Source organism: Ramlibacter sp., from assembly GCF_035548915.1.
Classification (GTDB): Bacteria; Pseudomonadota; Gammaproteobacteria; order Burkholderiales; family Burkholderiaceae_C; genus Ramlibacter.
This window is the reverse complement of sequence record NZ_DASZSE010000037.1, coordinates 1-20,295: the sequence shown is the minus strand read 5'-3', so window position 1 is coordinate 20,295 and position 20,295 is coordinate 1. Positions and strand designations below refer to the sequence as shown.

Below are 20,295 nucleotides of genomic sequence, written 5' to 3'. Positions count from 1 at the left end.
TCGCCACCTGGCCTGACGAATGTCAAAGCCCCGCGAATCGGCTGCCGCGGCGCGAGGCGCGAGGCGCGCAACGCGAGGCCGGCGCTCCTACAACAGCGTTTCCGGCGCGACGAAGGGGTACCCCAGGTCGCGCGCGACCGCTTCGTACGTCACGCGGCCTTCACAGACATTGAGACCCTGGCGCAAATGCGCGTCGTCGCGCATCGCGGCCTTCCAGCCCTTGCCCGCGAGCGCGATCGCGTGGCCGATGGTGGCGTTGTTGAGTGCGAACGTGGAGGTTCGCGCCACCGCGCCCGGCATGTTGGCCACGCAGTAGTGCACGACGCCGTCGACGACGTACACGGGGTCGGCGTGCGTGGTGGGGTGCGACGTCTCGAAGCAGCCGCCCTGGTCGATGGCCACGTCCACGACCACCGCGCCTTTTTTCATGCGCGACACGTGCGAACGCGTGACGAGCTTCGGCGCCGCCGCGCCCGGCACCAGCACGCCGCCGATGACGAGGTCCGCATCGAGCACGGCCTCCTCGAGGCTGTGCGCGTTCGAATACGTGGTATTGATCCGGTTGCCGAAGACGAGGTCGAGCTCACGCAGACGATCCACGTTCTTGTCCAGGACCGTGACTCGAGCGCCCATGCCCACCGCCATCTGCACGGCGTTGGTACCGACCACACCCGCGCCGATCACGGCCACGTGGCCGGGCGCGACGCCGGGCACACCGCCCAGCAGCACGCCGCGTCCGCCGTGAGCGATCTCGAGGTAGTGCGCGCCGGCCTGCACCGCCATGCGGCCGGCCACTTCGCTCATCGGCGCGAGCAGGGGCAGCCCGCCGCCCGGACCGGTGATGGTCTCGTACGCGATGCACACGGCGCCCGAATCCACCAGCGCGCGTGTCTGCGCCGGATCGGGCGCGAGGTGCAGGTAGGTGTAGAGGATCTGTCCCGGGCGAAGCATCTCGCATTCGGCGCTCTGGGGTTCCTTCACCTTCACGATCATGTCGGCGCTTGCGAAGATGCCGGCCGCGTCGTCGGCCATCTTCGCGCCCGCCGCGCGGTATTGGCCGTCGTCCAGGCCGATCGCGGCACCCGCGCCGGACTGCACGATGACTTCGTGGCCGTGCGCGATGAGTTCGCGCACGCTCGCCGGCGTGAGGCCCACGCGGTATTCGTGGTTCTTGATTTCCCTGGGTACGCCGATCAGCATGGCCGGTCTCCTCGAAGCGCTTGCTGCCGCGATTGTGCGCACGAGCTTGCGTGCAAGGCCAACCCGTTCAGCAAAGTAGCGGGGGCAGTAGACGGGCTAACGAGGCGGGCTAACGAGGCGGGCTAACGAGGCGGCATCAACCGCCGGCAACGATTGCTTCGTACTCCGGATGTTTCTTCACATACCCCGCCATGAACGGACAGACCAGCTTCGCCTTCAGGCCGCGCCGCGCGATGTCCTGCATCACGAACGCGGCCAGCTTCGACGCGAGCCCCTGGCCCTCGTACGCCGGGTCCACTTCGGTGTGGATCAGGCTGATGACTCCAGCTTCCAACCGATATTCGGCGCGCGCGGCCAGGCGGCCGTCCACGCTGAGTTCGTAGCGGTGCTGGGCCGGGTGGTCGGCAATCTGCGGCTCGGACATTCGATGCACTCCTTTCGATTCCCACCCTATCAGCTTATCGCGGCGCTTGGCCGTCAACGGGTCGAGCACCTATGATTTGACGCATGGCCTACATGCTCCTCATTCTCGAAGACCCCCGCCAGCGCGCAACGCGCACCGAATCCGAGGGCCATGCGGTGTACGGCCGCATGGTCGAGTTCGCAGCCGGCCTGAAGGAGCAAGGCGTGCTGCTCGCGGTGGAATCGCTCGCGTCGCAGCGCGACGCCGCGCGCGTGAAGGTGAGGGAAGGCCGGCCGCAGGTGATCGACGGCCCCTTCGCCGAGGCCAAGGAAATGGTGGGCGGCTTTTTTCTGCTCGATTGCCGCACGCGCGAGGAGGCCCTCGGCTTCGCGCGCCGGTGCCCGGCCGCCGAATGGGCGACGATCGAGGTTCGCGAGACCGGGCCCTGCTATACGTAGCACCATACGTGTCCGGCCGTGTCGATCGTGGCCGATGTGCTTCGTCGTGGAAAGTGAGAAGCCGCGAATTCACGCGCTTGTCATCCACAGGAGAAGGAACAACCATGCGATTCATGATCATCGTCAAGGCCACCCCCGAGAGCGAGGCCGGCGGCTGGCCCGAAGGCAGCGACAAGCTCTTCGAGGCCATGGGCGCCTACCACGAGGAACTCGCCCGGGCCGGCGCACTGCTCGACGCCTCGGGCCTGCAGCCGAGCAGCAAGGGCTGGCGCATCCGCTACGGCGCGAACGACAAGCGCACCGTGATCGACGGGCCGTTCACCGAGAGCAAGGAACTCGTCGCGGGCTACACGCTCATCCAGACTCGCACGCGCGAGGAAGCGCTCGAATGGACAAGGCGTTTCCCGAATCCGGTGGGTTTCGATGCGCAGGGCGTGGAGATCGAGGTGCGGCAGCTCTACGAGCTGGAAGACTTCGAAGGCATCGCGCCCAAGCAGGAGATCGAGAAATTCAAAGAGATCGGGATGAAGTGAGGGGGAATGCCGCCATGGCCCGCAAGATCTTCGTCAACCTGCCCGTGCGCGACCTGCAACGCTCGCAGGCGTTCTTCAAGGCGCTCGGCTTCTCGGTCAATCCGCAGTTCACCAACGAGCAGGGCGCCTGCATGGTGATTTCCGGGGACATCTTCGCGATGCTGCTGGTCGAGCCCTTCTTCCAGACCTTCACGAACAAGCCGCTCGCCGATGCGGCCAGGTCGACCGAAGTGCTCGTCGCGCTCTCGTGCGACAGCCGCGAGGAGGTCGATACGTTCGTGAAGAAGGCGCTCGCGGCGGGCGGCACCTCGCCCATGAAGCCGCAGGACCACGGCTTCATGTACGGCCACGGCTTCACCGATCCCGACGGCCACATGTGGGAAGTGGTCTGGATGGACCCGGCGCACGTTCAGAGGTAGCCGCGCCTTGCATTCGGCCACGCACGATGCCATCGCCGCGGTCTGGCGCATCGAGTCGGCGAGGATCGTCGCGGTCGTCGCGCGCATGGTGCGCGACATCGGCCTCGCCGAGGACCTCGCGCAGGACGCGCTCGTCGCCGCGCTCGAACACTGGCCCGCCGACGGCGTGCCGCGCAGTCCCGGTGCGTGGCTCATGGCGGCGGCGAAGAACCGCGCGCTCGACTACCTGCGCCACGCGCGCATGCGCGAGGGCAAGCTCGAAGAGATCGGCGCCGATCTCGAGGCGCAGGAGGCGCTAGTCGTGCCCGATTTCGTCGACGCCCTCGACGCGGCCCGCCAGGACGAAATCGGCGACGACCTGCTGCGCCTCATCTTCACGGCGTGCCATCCGGTGCTCGCGACCGAAGCGCGCGTGGCGCTCACGCTGAAACTCCTCGCCGGCCTCACCACGCACGAGATCGCGCGCGCGTACCTCGTGCCCGAGCCGACGGTGGCGCAGCGCATCGTGCGCGCGAAGCGCACGCTCGGCGAGGCGAAGGTGGCGTTCGAAGTGCCGCGCGGCGAGGAACTCGGCCGCAGGCTCGCGTCCGTTCTCGAAGTCATCTATCTCGTCTTCAACGAAGGCTACACCGCGACGGCGGGCGACGACTGGATGCGCACGTCGCTCATGGAAGAGGCGCTGCGCCTCGCGCGCATCCTCGCGCAGCTCGCGCCGCGCGAAGCCGAAGCGCAGGGGCTCGCGGCGCTCCTGGAGCTGCAGGCCTCTCGCACCCGGGCGCGCACGGACGCGCAGGGCCGAGCGGTGCTGCTCGCGCACCAGGATCGCGGGCGCTGGGACTGGCTGCTGATTCGTCGCGGGCTGGCCGCGCTGGAGCGCTCGGAAGCCCTCTCGCCGCAACGCGGCCCTTATGCGCTGCAAGCGGCGATCGCCGCTTGCCATGCACGCGCCGCGTCGGTGGAGACGACCGACTGGAAGCGCATCGCCGCGCTCTACGGCGAACTCGCGCGAGCCGCGCCCTCGCCCGTGGTGCAGCTCAACCGCGCAGTGGCGGTGTCGATGGCCGAAGGGCCCGAGGCGGGCCTGGCGATCATCGATGCGCTCGCACAGGAGAAGTCGCTGAAGAACTATCACTGGCTGCCCAGTGTGAAGGCGGACCTGCTCGCAAAGCTCGGTCGCCATGAAGAGGCTCGCGCAGAATTCCTGCGCGCGGCGGCGATGGCGACGAACGAGCGCGAGAAGGAATTGCTCGCGCAGCGGGCGCGGCAGCCGCAAGGGCGGCCGTGACGCCTCGTCGCCGCGATCGATTCGCAAGGAGCATTCCCGACATGACAGATGCCATCACCGTCCGCCGCGTGGCGCCAGGCGAAGCCGAAGGGCTCATCGATGCGCTCGCCGACCTTCTGATCGATTGCGTCGAAGGCGGCGCCTCCGTGGGGTTCATGCTGCCGATCACGCACGAGCGCGCCGCGCGATTCTGGCGCGAGGTGGCCGGCGGCGTCGACCGGGGCGAGCGCGTGCTGCTGGTCGCGCACGACGCGCAAGGCTGTCTCGTCGGCACGGTGCAGCTGATCCTGTCGCTGCCCGAGAACCAGCCGCATCGTGCCGACGTCGCGAAGATGCAGGTGGCGAGCCGCGCGCGCCGCCAGGGCATCGCCGCGCGCCTCATGACCCATGTCGATGAAGAAGCCCGGCGCGAAGGGCGCACGCTCCTCGTGCTCGATGCCGTGACCGGTGGCGACGCGGAGCGGGTCTATGAACGCGCCGGCTGGACGAAGGTGGGGTCGATCCCGAACTACGCGCTGTATCCGGGCGGGGGCCTGTGCGCGACGACCTACATGTACAAGGCGCTGTGAGGGCGGCCTTCACAGCCGCCCGGGCGTGAACGAGCCGAGCACCCGCGGCCCTTCGGCGCCGGTGGCCGAAGGGGCGTTGCAGGGCAGCCGGTTCATGTGCGCCCACGCGAGCGCCGCGAACGCGACCGCTTCCTTCGCGTCGCCGTCGATGCCGAGCGCATCGCCCGTCAGCACCGGAATCGGCGCGAGCTCCTCGCGCAGCATGTCCATCAAGACGGGGTTGCGCGCGCCGCCACCCGTCACGAAGACCTCGTCCAGCCCGCGCGGGATGAGCCAGCGGCGATACGCATGCGCGATGCTGCGCGCGGTGAGCGCCGTGAGCGTGGCGATCAGGTCGTCCCATTGAAGGGGATGCCGCGCCGCGATGTCCTTCACCGTCGCGCGGCCGAAGAGCTCGCGGCCGGTGGACTTCGGCGGCATGCGCCCGTAGAAGGGGTGCTGCAGCAACTGCGCGAGCACGAGCTCGCTCACCTTGCCGCGCGCGGCGCGCTGGCCGTTGCGGTCGAACGTTTCGCGGCCCTGCGACGCCATCTCCACTGCCGCATCGATGAGCACATTGCCGGGGCCCGTGTCGAACGCGAGGAGCTCGTCGCGGCTGTCGCGTTCGGGCAGCCACGTCACGTTGCCGATGCCGCCGATGTTCTGCAAGGCGCGCTTCGAGCCGGCTGCGCGGAAGAGCGCCCGATCGACCCAGGGCACGAGCGGCGCGCCGTGGCCGCCCGCGGCGACGTCGCGCGCGCGAAAGTCGCTCACAACCGCGATGCCTGTGCGCTCCGCGATGGTCGCGGCGTCGCCCAGTTGCAGCGTGAAGCCGCGTTCGCGGTCGCTCGGCGGCTGGTGCCACACCGTCTGGCCGTGCGATCCGATCACGTCGACGGAGGCGGCGTCGATGCCGCTTGCGCGGCAGACTTCGAGCACGGCGCAGGCGAACCATTCGCCGAGCCGGCCGTGCACTTCGCAGAGCTGCGCTGGGCCGCCTTCGGTCATCGCCCTGTGCAGCAGCTCGCGCTGCGCCCACGTGTAGGGCACCGTGAGAAAGCCCTTGCACGCCCATCGCAAGCTGTCTTCGGCCGTGCCCTCGAAGTCGACGATGGCCGCGTCGATGCCGTCCAGCGACGTGCCGGACATGAGGCCGATCACGCGCATGCTGTCGTGCACCTCATCGCGCACCCAGGTCGCCCACCACGTCGGCGATGGAGCCGCCCGCCACGTCCAGCTCGCGGCGGGCGTCCTGCGCATCCAGGCCCAGTTTGTTCATCACGATCGCGATCTTGACATGCCCGCCGGATTCGTCCAGCAGGTGCGTCGCCTCCCAGCGCTCGATGCCGAGCGTCTCCATCAGGATGCGCTCGCCGCGGTCCTGCAGCTTCTGGCAGGTGACCTGCAGGTCCACCATCAGGTTGCCGTAGACCTTGCCCGTCCGCACCATCGCCGCGGTGCTGATGGTGTTGAGCACCATCTTCGTCGCGGTGCCGGCCTTCATGCGCGTGGAGCCGGTGATGACCTCCGGCCCCACGAGCGGCGCGATCACGACGTCGTGGGACTGCATCAGCTTCTCGGACGGATACGTGCACAGCAGGAAGCCGGTGCGCGCGCCGAGTTCGCGCGCGCGCTTCAGGGCGCCGTGCACGAAGGGCGTCGTGCCGGAGGCGGCGATGCCCAGCACGAAGTCGTTCGTGTTCACCTGCCGCTCGTCGATCGCGCTCGCGCCGTCTTGCGGACGGTCTTCCGCGCCTTCCTGCGCGCGCACGAGCGCGTCGAGGCCGCCCGCGATGATGCCCTGGACCATGCCGGGATCGGTGCTGTAGGTGGGCGGCATCTCGGAGGCGTCGAGCACGCCGAGCCGGCCCGACGTGCCGGCTCCCACGTAGAAGAGGCGTCCGCCCTTGCGAAAGCAATCGACGGCGATGTCGATCGCGTGGGCGATCTGCTGGCGCTCTTCGGCGACGGCGGCCGCGACCATCTGGTCCTCGGCGTTGATGAGGTCGACGATTTCGAGGGTGGAAAGCTGGTCGATGCGGGTGCTGCGCGGGTTGCGCTGCTCGGTCAGCCGCGTGTCCGGGGTGGGCATGCGGCAGTTTAGCGCCGGCGGTGATTGCGGTGGGGTGAGCGAGCGCCACCCTCAAGGCCCGTCGATCGCTCGCCTGAGCGCCGCGCGCGCGATGAGCCGCGTCGAATCCAGCGTGGGCAGCGGCGAATTCGCGTCGCTCAGGATGAGCGGAATTTCCGTGCATCCGAGCACCACCGCGTCGCATCCCTCGCCCTTCAGCCGCTCGATCACCCGCTGGAAATACGCGACACCCTCCGGCTTGAAGACGCCGTACACGAGCTCGTCCATGATGATGCGGTTGATCTCCTCGCGCTCGCCTTCTTCGGGGCGCACGAACTCGAGCCCGCGTTCGCGCAGTTTGTCCGGATACACCTCGCTTTGCACGAGCCACTTCGTGCCCGTGAGGGCGAGCCTGCCCAGGCCGCGGCGCGACGCCTCTTCGGCCACGACCTGCGCAATGTGCAGCCAGGGGCGCGGCGAGCGCTCCAGCACGTAGGGCAGGGCCTGGTGGATGGTGTTGTCCGGGCAGATCAGGAAATCGGCGCCGATCGAAGCCAGCTTCTGCGCCGAAGCGAGCATCATTTCGCCGACCGCCGGCCAGTCGCCCCGGTAGATGTGCTCCATGTACTCCGAAAAGGGCGGCGTGTGCATCGACACCTCCGGGTGGCCGTGCGGCCCGAGCCACTGCGCGCCTTCGGAGCAGATCGTGCGGTAGCAAAGCGCCGCGCCTTCCGCGGAGCAGGCGACGATGCCGATGTGCCCTGTCATGCCCAACTCCTTTTCGACTTTTTCAAAATGGTCAGGAGCATCCTACCCACTTCATGCACGAGTTGCCCAGTCGCGGTATCGTTGCGGGTTTTCTCCCCGAACCCCAAACTCCGATGGCTGTTCCGATGCGAACCTTCTTCGCGCTCGCTCTGGCGTACCTTCTCACCGCATGCGGGCAAGGCAGCGGTGGCAGCGCCGCTGCCCAGAACGCGGGCAACGCCCCGCCGCCGCCCGAGGTCGGCGTGGTCACCGTCGCCACGGGCGACATCGGCCTCGTCACCGAACTCCCCGGCCGGCTCGAAGCCTCGCGCGTGGCGCAGGTGCGCGCGCGTGCCGCGGGCATCGTGCTGAAGCGCGTCTTCCGCGAGGGCAGCGACGTGCGCGCGGGCCAGGTGCTTTATCGCATCGACGCCGCGCCCTACGTGGCCGCGCACGCGAGCGCGCAGGCGCAACTCGCGCGCGCCGAAGCCAATCTCGGCCAGGCGGCGGCGCTCGCGCGGCGGTACAAGCCGCTCGTGGAAGCCAACGCGATCAGCCAGCAGGACTACGCGAATGCGGTGGCGGCCGAAAAGCAGGCCGAGGCCGACGTCGCCGCGGCGCGCGCGGCGGTGAAGACGGCCGAGATCAACCTCGGCTATGCGTCCGTCACGGCGCCGATTTCCGGGCGCATCGGCCGCTCGCTCGTCACCGAAGGCGCGCTCGTGGGGCAGGGGGAGGCCACGCCCCTTGCGGTGATCCAGCAGATCGATCCGCTTTACGTGAACTTCACGCAGTCCGTCACCGAAGTGCTGAACCTGCGCCGCGCGATGTCGGAAGGGCGCCTGAAGCGCGCGGGCCAGGAAGGCGCGCAGGTTCGCGTCGCGCTGGAAGACGGCACCGATTATCCGCTTGCGGGCAAGCTGCTCTTCGCCGACTTGTCGGTGGACCAGACGACCGGCCAGGTGACGCTGCGCGCCGAAGTACCCAACCCCCACGGGCTGCTCTTGCCCGGCATGTACGTGCGCGTGCGGCTGGAACAGGCGAAGGCGGGCAACGCGTTGCTGCTGCCGCAGCAAGCAGTGAGCCGCTCGCCGCAGGGCGACACGGTGATGGTCGTGGCGCCCGACGGGCAGGTCGCGCCGCGGCCGGTGAAAGTGGGCGGCTCGCAGGGCAGCCAGTGGGTGATCCTCGACGGGCTGAAGCCGGGCGAGATGGTGATGGTCGACGGCTTCCAGAAGCTGCGTCCTGGCTCGCCCGTGAAGCCCGTGCCGTGGGGCGCGCAATCGGCCTCGCCGAAACCGGCGGCCTCCGCCGCGTCGCAACCCGCGAAGAGCTGAGGACTCGCCGATGTCGAAGTTCTTCATCGACCGGCCGATCTTCGCGTGGGTGATCGCGCTCTTCATCCTCGTGATGGGTTCGGTCGCCATCACGAGGCTGCCCGTTGCGCAATACCCCACGGTCGCGCCGCCTTCGATCAACGTGACGGCGGTGTACCCCGGCGCGTCGGCGCAGACACTCGAAGAAAGCGTGCTCTCCGTCATCGAGCAGGAGATGAACGGCTCGCCCGGCCTCATCTACATGGAATCGGTGGCGCAGGCGAACGGCTCGGGCCAGATCACGCTCACGTTCGAGACCGGCACCAACCCCGACCTCGCGCAGGTGGACGTGCAAAACCGCCTCTCGCGCGCCGCGCCCCGCCTGCCCGCGGCGGTGACGCAGCAGGGCGTGCGCGTGGACAAGTCGCGCTCGAACTTCCTGCTCTTCATCATCATGTCCTCGGACAAGGGCGAGTTCGACCCGGTCGCGCTCGGCGACTACGCGTCGCGCGTGGTGCTGCCCGAAATCCAGCGCCTTCCGGGCGTCGGTCAGGCGCAGCTCTTCGGCACCGAACGCGCGATGCGCATCTGGATCGACCCGGCCAAGCTCGTCGCGTTCAACCTGTCGGCGCGCGACGTCGACGCGGCGATCGCCGCGCAGAACGCGCAAGTGTCCTCCGGCACCATCGGCGACCTGCCGAACGTGCCGGGGCAGGCGATGTCCGCGACGGTGGTGGTGAACGGCCAGCTCACGTCGGTGGAACAGTTCGGCGGCATCTTGCTTCGCACGAACCCGGATGGCTCCTCCGTGCGGCTGAAGGACGTCGCGCGCATCGAGCTCGGCGCGCAAGGCTATGCCGTGTCGGCGCGCCTGAACGGGCAGCCCTCCACCGGCATCGGCGTGCAGCTTTCGCCCACCGGCAACGCGCTTGCCACGGCCACGGCGATCCGCGCGCGCATGGAGGAGCTCGCGAAGTTCTTCCCCGCCGGCATGAAGTGGGGCATTCCGTACGACAGCTCGCGATTCGTGAAGATTTCCATCTCGCAGGTGGTCGAGACGCTGCTGGAGGCGATGGCGCTCGTCTTCCTCGTGATGTACGTGTTCCTGCAGAACCTGCGCTACACGGTGATCCCGGCGGTCGTGGTGCCGGTGGCGCTCCTCGGCACGTTCGGCGTGCTCTACGCGCTAGGGTTCTCCATCAACGTGCTCACGATGTTCGGCATGGTGCTCGTGATCGGCATCGTCGTGGACGACGCCATCGTCGTCGTGGAGAACGTGGAACGCATCATGAGCGAGGAGGGGCTGCCGCCGCGCGAGGCCACGCGCAAGGCGATGGGCCAGATCCAGGGCGCGATCGTCGGCGTGACCGTGGTGCTGATCTCGGTGTTCGTGCCGCTCGCCTTCTTCGGCGGCGCGGTCGGCAACATCTACAAGCAGTTCTCCGCGGTGATGCTGTCGTCGATCTCGTTCTCTGCGTTCATGGCCCTGTCGCTGTCGCCGGCGCTCTGCGCCACGCTGCTGAAGCCGGTTCAGGCGGGGCATCACCTCGAGAAGGGCGGCATCTGGGGCCGGTTCAACCGCGGCTTCAAGGCGACCGCGCACGGCTACGAAGGCTTCGTCGCGAAGATCCTGAAGCGCACCGGCCGCGTGCTGGCGGTCTATGTCGCGATCATCGGCGCCGTGATCGTCCTCTTCCTGCACCTGCCGACTTCGTTCCTGCCGAGCGAGGACCAGGGCTACATGATCGTGAACATCCAGCTGCCGCCGGGCGCGACCACCGACCGCACGCAGGCCGTGGCCGAGCAGGTGGAAAACTACATCCTGAAGCAGCCCGAAGTGCAGAGCATGGTGAGCGTGCTCGGCTTCAGCTTCTCGGGGCAGGGGCAGAACGCGGGGCTTGCGTTCGTCACGCTCAAGGACTGGAGCGAGCGCAAGGGCGCCGAACATTCGGCGCAAGGCATTGCCGGGCGGGCGTTCGTCGCGCTTTCGAAGATCCGCGACGCATTCATCTTCCCGCTGAGCCCGCCCGCGATTCCCGAACTGGGCACGGCCACCGGCTTCAACTTCCGGCTGGAAGACCGCGGCGGCAACGGCCACGCCGCGCTCGTCGCCGCGCGCAACCAGCTGCTCGGCCTCGCCGCGCGCAGCAAGATCGTGAGCGGCGTGCGTCCCGACGGCCTGGAGGATGCGCCGCAATTGCAGATCGACATCGACCGCGACAAGGCAAGCGCGCTCGGCGTGGGGTTCGATGCGATCAACGCGTCGCTTTCGACGGTGCTCGGCTCGGCCTACGTGAACGACTTCCCGAATCGCGGGCGGCTGCAACGCGTCGTGGTGCAGGCGGACGCGCCGGCGCGCATGCAGCCGGAGGACCTGCTTCGCATTCCCGTGGTGAACTCGCGCGGCGCGTCCGTGCCGCTGAGCGCCTTCGCGACGACGCGGTGGATCACGGGGCCCATGCAGACCATCCGCTACAACGGCTACCCCGCGATGCGCATCTCGGGCGACGCCGCGCCGGGCAAGAGCACCGGCGAGGCGATGGACGAGATGGAGCGGCTCGCGGGGCAGCTCCCCGCGGGCTTCGCGTACGAATGGACGGGGCAGTCGCGCGAAGAACGCCTCTCGGGCTCCACCGCGTTCATCCTGCTCGGCTTTTCGCTGCTGTCGGTGTTCCTCTGTCTCGCGGCGCTCTACGAAAGCTGGTCGATTCCGCTGTCGGTGATCCTCGTGGTGCCGCTCGGCATCGTGGGCGCGCTGCTCGGCGCGAACCTGCGGGGCTTTCCGAACGACGTGTACTTCAAGGTGGGCCTCGTGACGATCATGGGTCTGTCGGCGAAGAATGCCGTGCTGATCATCGAGTACGCGAAAGACCTGCACGCGCAGGGCAAGTCGCTCATCGATGCGGCGCTGGCCGCGTGCCACCTGCGGTTCCGTCCGATCGTGATGACGTCGATGGCGTTCATCCTCGGCGTGCTGCCGCTGGCCATCGCGACCGGCGCGGGTTCCGCGTCGCAGCGCGCGATCGGCACGGGCGTGATCGGCGGCATGTTCACTGCGACGGCGCTCGCGGTGCTCTTCGTGCCGGTGTTCTTCGTGGTGGTGCGGCGCATCTTCAAGGGCAGCGAGCGGCAGCGGCGGATGTATTCGCACGAGCTCGATGCGCCAGCGGCGGAGTAGTTGCATGCGAAAGATCGTTTTGGACGCAGAGAACGCAAAGGTGACGCAGAGAACGCAAAGGTCATGGATGGGGCTCCCTTCGCGGCCTGTGCGCATCCTCTGCGCACTCAGCGTTTCCTTGGTGGCAGCGTGCTCGTTCGCACCGACGTACGAGCGGCCCGCGCCGCCCGTGCCGGGTGCGTTCCCGTATCCCTCCGCGACGCAGGGCGTGCCTGCCGCCGAACTCGGCTGGCAGAAGTTCTTCGCGGACGAACGCCTGAAGGCGCTCATCGGCACCGCACTCGCCAACAACCGCGACCTGCGCGTGGCGATCCTTGCGATCGAACAGGCGCGCGCGCAGTACGACATCCGCAACGCCGACCGGTTTCCCACGATCGGGGCGACTGTCACGGGTTCGCGTGCGCCCGGCTCGAGCGGCAATTCGAGCACCGTCTACACCGCGGGCATCGGCACGACCGCGTGGGAAGTCGATCTCTTCGGCCGTGTCGCGAGTCTCAGCGCATCGGCGCTCGCGCAATACCTCGCGACCGAGGAAGGACGCAAGGCCGCGCAGACCGCGCTCATCGCCTCGGTCGCGACGGCGTGGCTGAACGTCGTGTCCGACGAGGAACTGCTGAAGGTCACGCAGGACACGCTCGCCACGCGCGAGGAGTCGCTGCGCCTCACGAAGCTCAGATTCGAAAACGGCGCGTCGTCGGAGATCGACTATCGCCTCGCGGAATCGCTGGCCGAAACGGCGCGCGCGCTCCTCGCGCAGTTGCAGCGCCAGCGCGCGCAGGACATCAACGCGCTCGGCCTGCTCGTGGGGCAGGCCGTGGCGCCGGACTTCCGCACCGGCGTATCGACGGACTCGGTGACGCTGCCCGACCTGCCGGCGGGCACGCCCTCCGACGTGCTCGTGAAGCGGCCCGACGTGCGCCAGGCCGAAGAGCAGCTGATCGCCGCGAACGCGAACATCGGCGCGGCGCGCGCGGCGTTCTTTCCGCGCATCACGCTCACCGCGGGCATCGGCAGCGCGAGCAGCGACCTGTCGGACCTCTTCAAGGGCGGCGCCTGGGGCTGGACGGTCGCGCCCGCGCTCGTGCAGACGATCTTCGATTTCGGGCGCAATCGCGCGGGCGTCGCGTCGGCCACGGCGCAGCGCGACATCGCCATCGCGCAGTACGAACGTGCGATCCAGTCGGCGTTCCGAGAAGTGTCGGATGCGCTCGCCGGCCGCGCGACCTTTGGAGACCAGCTCGCCGCGCAGACCGCCGTGGTGCGCGCGGAGACCGTGCGCACGCGGCTTGCGAAACTGCGCTACGACAACGGCGTGGCGAGCTATCTCGATTTCCTCGATGCGCAGCGGTCGCTCTTCGCGGCGCAGCAGTTGCTCGTGCAGGTGAGGCTCGCGCGGCTGCAAAACCAGGTGCAGCTCTATCGCGTGCTGGGGGGCGGTTGGCTTGCTTGACGGCCGGCGGCGGGCGTTCGCTCGAGCAATGCACGGTGCTTGTCGGACTCGTCGTCGCGCCCAGCCCTGCGTGGGCTGAAGCGGACGACTGGCGTTGACCCGCGGATCGCGCGCTGGCACACTGCGCTCCTTCTTCAACTCGCCACAGGAGATTGCCATGGAAAGAAATGACCTTGCCCTCCCGTCGGCTGCCTGAGCCTCGCGCGCGTTCCAGCGTTCGTTGATCGCCGCGGGTTCTCCGCGGCCGGCACACACAACCTCTGACTGAAACCGTGCCCGCGTTGCGGGCGCGGTGGGGTGCGCTTGCGCTTGCCCCACCCGACAACTCCACATCGAGACTGCGGCGGATCGCAGGGCAGGGTCACCGAAGGGCACCCCGCCTGCGCCGCCGCGTGCTCCTCAACGAATTTACCGGCACCGCAATGATCGACATCGATTTTCAATCCCTGCGCCGCATCGGGCTCACGCAAACCATCGTGGGCGCACTCGGCATGCTGCGCGACGCATCGGGGACCCTGATGCGAATCGTCGAAGTACAACGCGAACACTTCGCGCTGCACGACGGCACCACCGAGCACCGCGCGAGAGCGCTGCCCCAGCTCTTGCGCGAACTGCAGGCAGGCAACGAGAGCTGCACCATCGGCGACTGGGTCGTCGTGCAAACGGACGACGCGGGCGACTTATGGATGGCCGCGCGGCTGGCGCCCGCGACTGTCATCGCGCGCCGCGCCAACGACGGCCGGCGCCAGCTCCTCGCGAGCAACGTCGACACGGCGCTGCTCACGATGGGGCTGGACGCCGACTTCAACCCGCGCCGCGTGGAGCGCTCCATCGCCATGGTCACCGCCGCGCGGGTCGAGCCCGTGGTGGTCCTCACGAAGAAGGACCTCTCGGTCGACGCGGCGAGCCGCGTGGACTCCCTGCGCGAGCGATTGCCGCCGCGCGTGCCCGTCGTCGCGGTCAATGGCCAGAGCGACACCGCGCGCGACGACCTCGCGCCCTGGCTCGGCATGGGGCGCACGCTCGTGCTGCTCGGCTCCTCGGGCGCGGGCAAGTCGACGCTCACCAACACGCTCGCTGCCGCGTCGCAGTCGACGGGGGGCGTGCGCAAGGGCGACGGGCGCGGGCGACACACGACGACCGCACGCTCGCTGCATCCGTGCGCGGATGGCGCTTGCATCATCGACACGCCCGGTCTGCGCACGTGGCGCCCGGATGCGGACGAACGCTCGCTCGCGGCGGCATTCGACGACATCGAGGCGCTGGCCACCCGGTGCCGCTATCGCGACTGCCGCCACGGCGGCGAGCCCGGTTGCGCCGTGCGCACGGAAGTGGGCGCCGACCGGCTCTTCAACTTCCAGAAGCTGTTGCGCGATGCGAGGCGCATCGAGATGACGCAGCTCGAGCGCGCGATGCTGCGGCGCAAATGGAAGGCGATCGGCAAGTCGGGCGAGGAGCGCGCGCGGGAGAAGAGAAGGCCTCCGTAGGCACGGTGCGCGGCGAGCGGGAGCGGGCGCATCAGGACATCAGCTCGCGCATCGTTCGCTGCCCGACGCGCCGCCCCGGGGGCATGCCCTTTTTCGCGCGCTCCTCCTCGATCGCGTCGCGCGTGTTCCTGCCGGCGACGCCGTCGGCCACCACGAGCGTGTGCCCCTGCGCGATGAGCCAGGCCTGCAGCTCGCGAATCTGCGCGCGCGAGAGACCGGGGTCGTCCGTCGGCCAGGGCGTGACGATGCCCGGCCCGCCCGCGATGCGGTTTGCGAGCGTCGCCACTTCCAGCACGTAGCGCACCGAGTTGTTGTAGCGGTAGATCGTGTCGAAGTTGCGCGAGACGAGGAAGGCCGGTCCCGGCAGTCCCACCGGCAGGAAGGGGTACAGCTCGGGGTCGCCGTCGAGCGCGAGCGGCAGCACCGCGCCTTCCGGACCGATCGCCTTCCAGCCCGCTGCCGCCCATTCGGAAGCTTTTCTCATGCGATCGGCAAGCCGGATCGTCTCGCCGTTGCCCATGAATTCGGCCTGCTGTTCGGCGGGCACGCGGACTTCGACGTACACCGGCGCGTCGGGAATCCAGCCACCGCGGCGCACGAGGTGATTCGCGGTCGATGCCCACGCGTCGGGCTCGGAGTTCACGATGTCGGCGATGCCGTCGCCGTCACCGTCGACCGCGAGCTGCTCGTAGCTGTCGGGCTCGAACTGCGTGCGGCCGAACGCGCCGGCCCAGGAGCCGACGAACGTTTCGGGTACGACGCGCGAATCGCGCAGCAGCCGCACCGCGGTGAACGCGCGCTCGCGCGCGAGGCAGCGCCCGTTCGGATCGGGGCAGGGCCTGAGGCACGCGAGGCTCAGCGTGGCGTCGAGCACCGGGATGCGCCCGGCGGCCGGGCCGTAGTTGGTCTCGATGCCGTAGAGCGCGACGATGATCTCTTTCGGCACGCCGAACTGCGCCTCGATGCGCTGCAGCGGCGCGGCCGCGCGCGAGAGGACGGCGCGGCCGTCTTCGACCCGCTGGTCATCCGTGGTGGCCGCGAGCTCGTCCCACCAGTAGGTCGGCTCCCCCTTCACGACCAGCAGCGCGCGCCGCACGCGGTCGTCGTACTTCGCGCCGGCCGCGATCCGCAGGAAATCCTCGCGCGCGAGGGGCTTGCTCGAGCTCTGCGTTTGGTCCGCGAGCGACTGCACGCAGTCGGCGAAGTCCCCGGGCGTCATCGGCGCGTCGAGCGCGGCCGCGGCGCAGACGGCGGCAAAGAGGCAAGCCGCGGCCGCGGCAAGGAGTCGCACGACCTTCATTCGGCGCGGCTGAACTGCATCTCGATTTCGCTGTCCTTCACGGCATGCAGCATCATGCGCTCGCCGCGTTGCGCCGTATAGCTCTGCTCGGGCTCCAGCACGACGTCGCGCGGGTCGCCGTCGTGCGTGATCCAGAGCTGGCCGCTTCTCAAGCGCACCTGGACCCCGTTTGCCGGCCGCGCCACGACCTCACTCGCGCCGTGGTGCAGCTGGAGCGTGAAGCGCCAGTTCCCCGGCGAATCCGCGAACACGATCATGGTCAGGCTCCTTTTCGATGCATCCGCGGACGATGCCGCTGTTCCCGTGTCCTGCTGTCCCCGTGTCCCGCTGTCCCGGGCCGCCGGGAGATTCGGGAATGCCCGAGCATGCCCCGCCGCAGCCGCGGGCCGCATCGGCGGATTCTTACGGCCGGCGTCAGCCGCGGCCTCGTGCAAGCCGGCGCGCGGGCAAGGGGGCGTTCTCATGATTTGTGCAAATGCAAATAGAATGGATCGGCCATATCGAGGGAGCCATCGTGAGAACTTTCCGCCTGCAACTGCGCTTTCTCCTCCCGCTGGTGGCGATCCTGATCGGTGCGGCCTACGTGTCGGTGCCCGTCATGGACCGCCTCACGCTGCGCTGGTTCGCGCGCGACCTCAACATGCGCGGCGCCCTCGTGGCCAACACCCTGTCCGAAGCGGTGGCCGAAGCCCAGCAGGACGCGCACGGGCGAAAGCTTCAGACGCTCTTGGACCGCACCGTGCAGGACGAGCGGCTCGTCGCGATCGGCTGGTGCTCGACCACGGGCGAGCTCATGCGTCGCACCGCCAAGTTTCCGAAGACGCTCGATTGCGCCCAGGCCGCCGAACGAGCGGCCTCGCCGGACCCGCAGATGAACATCGAAGGCGGCCCCGTGCAGGTGAGCGTGCACCCGATCACGGCGGAGTCGGGGCCGGTGGGCCAGCTCGTGATCCTGCACGACCTGAGCTTCATCGAGCGCCGCAGCCAGGACACGCGCCGCTACCTCGTCGAGCTGATCGCGGCCATGGGGGCAGTGATCGCGCTCGTGACGGTGATCGTGGCGCAGCTCAGCTGGCGCGGCTGGGTGTCCGGCGCTCGGGCGTTGCTGCGCGGCGAAGGGCTCGTGCGGCCGATGCTGCCCGCGTCGCCCGAGCTTGCGCCCATCGCGGCCGACCTGCGCGCGCGACTGCGCGAGCTGGAAGACGAATATCGCCGAGTGCAGGGGCCCGCCGTGGCATGGGACGCGCAAAGGCTCCAATCGCTGCTGCGCACGCAGTTGCGTGGCGACCAGGTCATCGTCGTTTCCAATCGCGAGCCCTACCTGCACGAGAAGGTCGCGGGGATGGTGATGGTGCGGCGCCCCGCGAGCGGCCTCGTCACCGCCGTGGAGCCGGTGATGCGGGCGTGCTCGGGCACGTGGATCGCGCACGGCAGCGGCAGCGCCGACCGCGAGGCCGTGGACCGCCACGATCACGTCGCGCTGCCGCCGGGCCATCACGACTACGTGCTGCGGCGCCTGTGGCTCACGGCCGAGCAGGAGCAGGGCTACTACTACGGCTTCGCGAACGAAGGGCTCTGGCCGCTTTGCCACGTCGCCCACGTGCGGCCGGTGTTCCGCGAGGGCGACTGGCAGCACTATCGCGAAGTGAACGAGCTCTTCGCCGAAGCCGTGATCGCGGAGGCGCGCGGCGAGGACCCGGTGGTGCTGGTGCAGGACTATCACTTCGCGCTCGTGCCCGCGCTCGTGCGCAAGAAACTGCCGCGCGCGACGATCATCACGTTCTGGCACATTCCCTGGCCGAATCCGGAGTCGTTCGGCATCTGCCCGTGGCGGGGCGAGATTCTCGAGGGCATGCTCGGCAGCACGATCCTCGGCTTCCACACGCAATACCACTGCAAGAATTTCATCGAGACGGTGGACCGCTACCTCGAAGCGCGCATCGAGCACGAGCATTCGACCGTGAGTTTCCAGGGCCGCCCGACGCTCGTGGAGGCCTACCCCATCTCGATCGAGTGGCCCACGCCCGAGGAGGTGCGCGAGTGGCCTTCGCCCGGGCAGTGCCGAGCCGACGTGTTCGAGCGCCTGCAGATCCCGCGCAAGCATCGCATCGCGGTCGGAATCGATCGCTTCGACTACACGAAGGGCATCCTCGAGCGGCTGAATGCGGTGGATCGCATGCTCGAGAAGCATCCCGAGTGGCGGGACCGCTTCACCTTCGTGCAGGTGGCCGCGCCTTCGCGCGGCGTGCTGGAGGAGTACCAGGCCTTTCGCACGCGCATCGAGCAGGTGGCGCAGCGCATCAACGCGAAGTTCGGCCGGCCCGTGGTGCAACTGCTCGTGCAGCATCACGACCGCGACGAGGTGAACAAGCTCTATCGCGCGGCCGACGTGTGCCTCGTGACGAGCCTGCACGACGGCATGAACCTCGTGTGCAAGGAGTTCATCGCCGCGCGCGACGACGAGCAGGGCGTGCTGGTGTTGAGCCGCTTCGCCGGCGCGGCGCGCGAACTGCCCGAAGCGCTCGTCGTGAATCCGTATCACGTGGAGGAAACGGCGGATGCGCTTTACCAGGCGCTTTCCATGCCGCCCGCGGAACAGCGCGAACGCATGGCGAGCCTGCGCGCGACGGTGCGCGAATTCAACGTGTTCCGCTGGGCGGGGCGAATGCTTTCCGACGCCGCGCGCCTCAGGCTGCGTGAACGCGTCTCGCAGCGGCTGCTGCGCCACCAGGTGACCGAAGCGGTGGAGTAAAGCGCCGGGCGAAGATTGCCGCGCGTTTGCTTGCTAGAAGTCAAGGCGTCTGCTAACGTGCCGCGCCATGGAGTCCTCCGTGGCGGCAGCCTTGCTTGCCAAGCGTCCGCGCGGGCGATTCGTCTTCGCGCCGCGACTCTCGTGCGACGGCTCTCACCGCTGCGTGACGCCGAAGGTGTTGCGCGAATGAATTTCCGATCGAGCTGGAACCCGCGAAGCGCCACCGCGCAGGTGCGTCGCGAGGCGATGCTCGCGCACATCGCGCAGTTGCGTGCGCTCGAGGAGCGCGCCGCCGCGAAGTCCGCGGAGGCGAAGGCGGTGTTCGACCGGCGCGGGCAGCTGCTGCCGCGCGAGCGCGTCGGGTTGCTGCTCGATGCGGGCATGCCGTATCTGCCTCTGTGTTCGCTCGCGGGCTGGCTGCACGACACGAAGGACCCGGGCTCTTCCGTGCCGGGCGCGGGGATCATCGCCGGCATCGGCTTCGTGAGCGGTGTGCGCTGCATGGTGGTGGCGAGCGATTCGGGCATCGATGCCGGCGCGATCCAGCCGATGGGCCTGGAGAAGATCCTGCGCGTGCAGGAGATCGCGCTGGAGAACAAGCTGCCTTTCATTCACCTCGTCGAAAGCGCGGGCGCGAACCTGATGCGCTATCGGGTGGAAGGTTTCGTGCGCGGCGGGGCACTCTTTCGCAATCTGGCGCGCCTGTCGGCCGCGGGTATTGCCGTGATCACGGTGCAGCATGGATCGGGCACGGCGGGCGGGGCGTACATGCCGGGGCTGTCGGACATCGTGATCATGGTGCGGGGAAGATCGCGGGCCTTTCTCGCGGGGCCGCCGCTGCTGAAGGCGGCCACCGGGGAGATTGCGACGGAGGAGGAGCTGGGCGGCGCGGAGATGCACGCGAGCGTGTCGGGGCTCGGGGAGTATCTGGCGGAAGACGATCGGCATGCGTTGGGGATTTGCCGGGAGGTGGTGAGGAGTTTGCAGTCATTTCCGCGAAGGCCCGCCGCGCCGTCGTTCCCGCAAGAGCCCGCCACGGCGTCATTCCCGTCAATGCCTGCCACGCCGTCATTCACGCGCCCGATGCCTGCCACGCCGTCATTCCCGCCGATGCCCGCCACGCCGTCATTCCCGCGAAGGCGGGCATG

The 20,295-nt window shown here is 68.9% G+C and carries 18 protein-coding genes; 11 read left to right on the top strand and 7 right to left on the bottom strand.

Annotation, left to right across the window (positions count from 1 at the left end; genetic code table 11):
• Positions 1–87: 87 nt before the first annotated feature.
• Together ald and VHA82_RS13405 are read right to left on the bottom strand one after the other, a co-directional pair.
• Positions 88–1,200 carry an alanine dehydrogenase gene (ald, locus tag VHA82_RS13410; protein WP_325544435.1) on the bottom strand — a complete coding sequence of 371 codons (1,113 nt, stop codon included), beginning with the start codon at positions 1,198–1,200 and terminating at the stop codon, positions 88–90.
• Between the two features lie 136 nt (positions 1,201–1,336).
• Positions 1,337–1,693, bottom strand: a complete 357-nt coding sequence (locus tag VHA82_RS13405) for a GNAT family N-acetyltransferase (RefSeq protein WP_325544433.1) — start codon at positions 1,691–1,693, stop codon at positions 1,337–1,339.
• Between the two features lie 14 nt (positions 1,694–1,707).
• Here VHA82_RS13405 and VHA82_RS13400 point away from each other — a divergent pair, with 14 nt between their 5' ends.
• From VHA82_RS13400 to VHA82_RS13380, 5 genes are all read left to right on the top strand, one after another.
• On the top strand, positions 1,708–2,061 hold the full coding sequence (locus VHA82_RS13400; protein WP_325544431.1) for a YciI family protein: 354 nt from the start codon (positions 1,708–1,710) through the stop codon (positions 2,059–2,061).
• A 104-nt stretch (positions 2,062–2,165) separates the two neighbouring features.
• Positions 2,166–2,594 (top strand): YciI family protein, encoded by a 429-nt coding sequence (locus tag VHA82_RS13395; protein ID WP_325544429.1) that lies wholly within the window; start codon positions 2,166–2,168, stop codon positions 2,592–2,594.
• Positions 2,595–2,608: 14 nt separating this feature from the next.
• Complete coding sequence (locus VHA82_RS13390; RefSeq protein ID WP_325544427.1) at positions 2,609–3,013, top strand: VOC family protein; 405 nt, start codon at positions 2,609–2,611, stop codon at positions 3,011–3,013.
• 7 nt (positions 3,014–3,020) lie between these two features.
• Positions 3,021–4,298, top strand: a complete 1,278-nt coding sequence (locus VHA82_RS13385) for an RNA polymerase sigma factor (RefSeq protein ID WP_325544425.1) — start codon at positions 3,021–3,023, stop codon at positions 4,296–4,298.
• Positions 4,299–4,339: 41 nt separating this feature from the next.
• On the top strand, positions 4,340–4,867 hold the full coding sequence (locus VHA82_RS13380) for a GNAT family N-acetyltransferase (protein WP_325544423.1): 528 nt from the start codon (positions 4,340–4,342) through the stop codon (positions 4,865–4,867).
• A 9-nt stretch (positions 4,868–4,876) separates the two neighbouring features.
• On the opposite strand, the gene VHA82_RS13375 is transcribed toward VHA82_RS13380, so the two are convergent.
• From VHA82_RS13375 to VHA82_RS13365, 3 genes are read right to left on the bottom strand one after another with little or no spacing between them, the layout of a single operon-like run.
• Positions 4,877–6,106, bottom strand: a complete 1,230-nt coding sequence (locus VHA82_RS13375; protein WP_325544421.1) for an anhydro-N-acetylmuramic acid kinase — start codon at positions 6,104–6,106, stop codon at positions 4,877–4,879.
• The gene (gene murQ, locus VHA82_RS13370; protein WP_325544418.1) at positions 6,027–6,938 is read right to left on the bottom strand and encodes an N-acetylmuramic acid 6-phosphate etherase; all 912 of its coding nucleotides are present in this window, start codon (positions 6,936–6,938) and stop codon (positions 6,027–6,029) included. The genes VHA82_RS13375 and murQ overlap by 80 nt, the downstream gene beginning before the upstream one ends.
• Before the next feature lie 51 nt (positions 6,939–6,989).
• Positions 6,990–7,685: an aspartate/glutamate racemase family protein gene (locus tag VHA82_RS13365; RefSeq protein ID WP_325544416.1), complete on the bottom strand. Its 696-nt coding sequence runs from the start codon at positions 7,683–7,685 to the stop codon at positions 6,990–6,992.
• Positions 7,686–7,798: 113 nt separating this feature from the next.
• Here VHA82_RS13365 and VHA82_RS13360 point away from each other — a divergent pair, with 113 nt between their 5' ends.
• The 4 genes from VHA82_RS13360 (at position 7,799) to rsgA (ending at position 15,095) form a co-directional block, all read left to right on the top strand.
• Positions 7,799–9,001, top strand: coding sequence for an efflux RND transporter periplasmic adaptor subunit (locus VHA82_RS13360; RefSeq protein ID WP_414708651.1), 1,203 nt, complete (start codon positions 7,799–7,801; stop codon positions 8,999–9,001).
• A 10-nt stretch (positions 9,002–9,011) separates the two neighbouring features.
• Positions 9,012–12,158, top strand: a complete 3,147-nt coding sequence (locus tag VHA82_RS13355; protein WP_325544412.1) for an efflux RND transporter permease subunit — start codon at positions 9,012–9,014, stop codon at positions 12,156–12,158.
• Between the two features lie 67 nt (positions 12,159–12,225).
• Positions 12,226–13,608: an efflux transporter outer membrane subunit gene (locus VHA82_RS13350; RefSeq protein ID WP_325544411.1), complete on the top strand. Its 1,383-nt coding sequence runs from the start codon at positions 12,226–12,228 to the stop codon at positions 13,606–13,608.
• A gap of 422 nt (positions 13,609–14,030) precedes the next feature.
• Positions 14,031–15,095, top strand: a complete 1,065-nt coding sequence (rsgA, locus tag VHA82_RS13345; RefSeq protein ID WP_325544410.1) for a ribosome small subunit-dependent GTPase A — start codon at positions 14,031–14,033, stop codon at positions 15,093–15,095.
• A 31-nt stretch (positions 15,096–15,126) separates the two neighbouring features.
• Here the strand turns inward: rsgA and VHA82_RS13340 are convergent, their stop codons facing one another.
• On the bottom strand, positions 15,127–16,395 hold the full coding sequence (locus VHA82_RS13340; protein WP_325544408.1) for a lytic murein transglycosylase: 1,269 nt from the start codon (positions 16,393–16,395) through the stop codon (positions 15,127–15,129).
• The gene (locus VHA82_RS13335) at positions 16,392–16,652 is read right to left on the bottom strand and encodes a DUF2917 domain-containing protein (protein WP_325544406.1); all 261 of its coding nucleotides are present in this window, start codon (positions 16,650–16,652) and stop codon (positions 16,392–16,394) included. Before VHA82_RS13335 ends, VHA82_RS13340 begins: the two co-directional genes overlap by 4 nt.
• Positions 16,653–16,909: 257 nt before the next feature.
• On the opposite strand from VHA82_RS13335, the gene VHA82_RS13330 reads away from it, so the two are divergent.
• Both VHA82_RS13330 and VHA82_RS13325 read left to right on the top strand, forming a co-directional pair.
• Positions 16,910–19,147, top strand: a complete 2,238-nt coding sequence (locus tag VHA82_RS13330; protein ID WP_325544404.1) for a trehalose-6-phosphate synthase — start codon at positions 16,910–16,912, stop codon at positions 19,145–19,147.
• Between the two features lie 186 nt (positions 19,148–19,333).
• Positions 19,334–20,295, top strand: a 962-nt coding sequence (locus VHA82_RS13325; RefSeq protein ID WP_325544402.1) for a carboxyl transferase domain-containing protein, incomplete at its 3' end; no start/stop codon positions are given.

Coding starts and splice junctions, on each gene's coding strand:
- VHA82_RS13365 (WP_325544416.1), bottom strand. CDS start 7,685: ATGACAGGGCACATCGGCATCGTCGCCTGCTCCGCGGAAGGCGCGGCG.
- VHA82_RS13390 (WP_325544427.1), top strand. CDS start 2,609: ATGGCCCGCAAGATCTTCGTCAACCTGCCCGTGCGCGACCTGCAACGC.
- murQ (WP_325544418.1), bottom strand. CDS start 6,938: ATGCCCACCCCGGACACGCGGCTGACCGAGCAGCGCAACCCGCGCAGC.
- VHA82_RS13335 (WP_325544406.1), bottom strand. CDS start 16,652: ATGATCGTGTTCGCGGATTCGCCGGGGAACTGGCGCTTCACGCTCCAG.
- VHA82_RS13340 (WP_325544408.1), bottom strand. CDS start 16,395: ATGAAGGTCGTGCGACTCCTTGCCGCGGCCGCGGCTTGCCTCTTTGCC.
- VHA82_RS13375 (WP_325544421.1), bottom strand. CDS start 6,106: ATGCGCAGGACGCCCGCCGCGAGCTGGACGTGGCGGGCGGCTCCATCG.
- VHA82_RS13350 (WP_325544411.1), top strand. CDS start 12,226: ATGGGGCTCCCTTCGCGGCCTGTGCGCATCCTCTGCGCACTCAGCGTT.
- VHA82_RS13380 (WP_325544423.1), top strand. CDS start 4,340: ATGACAGATGCCATCACCGTCCGCCGCGTGGCGCCAGGCGAAGCCGAA.
- rsgA (WP_325544410.1), top strand. CDS start 14,031: ATGATCGACATCGATTTTCAATCCCTGCGCCGCATCGGGCTCACGCAA.
- VHA82_RS13400 (WP_325544431.1), top strand. CDS start 1,708: ATGGCCTACATGCTCCTCATTCTCGAAGACCCCCGCCAGCGCGCAACG.
- VHA82_RS13395 (WP_325544429.1), top strand. CDS start 2,166: ATGCGATTCATGATCATCGTCAAGGCCACCCCCGAGAGCGAGGCCGGC.
- ald (WP_325544435.1), bottom strand. CDS start 1,200: ATGCTGATCGGCGTACCCAGGGAAATCAAGAACCACGAATACCGCGTG.
- VHA82_RS13360 (WP_414708651.1), top strand. CDS start 7,799: ATGGCTGTTCCGATGCGAACCTTCTTCGCGCTCGCTCTGGCGTACCTT.
- VHA82_RS13355 (WP_325544412.1), top strand. CDS start 9,012: ATGTCGAAGTTCTTCATCGACCGGCCGATCTTCGCGTGGGTGATCGCG.